We start from the raw sequence: 550 nt of genomic DNA, 5'->3' as shown, positions 1-550 counted from the left end.
CAAAGTGATTGCCCGTCCGGGAGACGGCATTCTGCCCCACACAACTGAAGCATTGACTGTGACGGTTGAAACAAGCGAAACACCAGCAACAACCGTCATCTCAGAGATTATCAGTTGTAATTTGTGTCTTGACCCGGCATGTCAGCGGCAAAAAGGTGAGCCCCGCTCACTTTGCCTGCACGCCAATAAGCGAGGGGAGTAACAGTGGATAAACAAACCTTGCAGGAAACAGTGAGCCAGATTCTGGATGAGATGCGCGAGCGCCCTATCCCTCTGGGTGTTTCCAGTCGTCATATTCATCTTTCAACAGCGGATTATTTGCGTCTTTTTCCTGAACAACCGATTAGCGAGAAAAAGCTGTTAATGCAACCTGGCCAATTCGCTGCTGAACAGGTTGTTACGCTGGAGGGACCAAAAGGTAAATTGCACAACGTTCGCTTGTTGGGGCCGCTACGCAATGCAAGCCAGGTGGAAATTTCCCGTACGGACGCCAGAACGTTAGGGATCACCGCCCCGCTACGCATGTCAGGCGATCTCAGCGGCACTCCAG

General features: G+C 51.8%; 1 protein-coding gene and 1 pseudogene. Both read left to right on the top strand.

Translation table 11 applies throughout. The annotated features are described in order from the left end of the window. Positions 1–202, top strand: a pseudogene (locus ACLO87_RS16965) (hypothetical protein); the annotation flags it as partial. A gap of 2 nt (positions 203–204) precedes the next feature. Further along, the coding region (locus ACLO87_RS16960) for a PduL/EutD family phosphate acyltransferase (protein WP_430224366.1) at positions 205–550 on the top strand (346 nt) is incomplete at its 3' end.

Origin of the sequence: Paenalcaligenes sp. Me52 (assembly GCF_050487965.1) — a bacterium.
Lineage (GTDB): Bacteria > Pseudomonadota > Gammaproteobacteria > Burkholderiales > Burkholderiaceae_B > Paenalcaligenes.
This window is presented reverse-complemented; position numbering and strand designations above follow the sequence as displayed.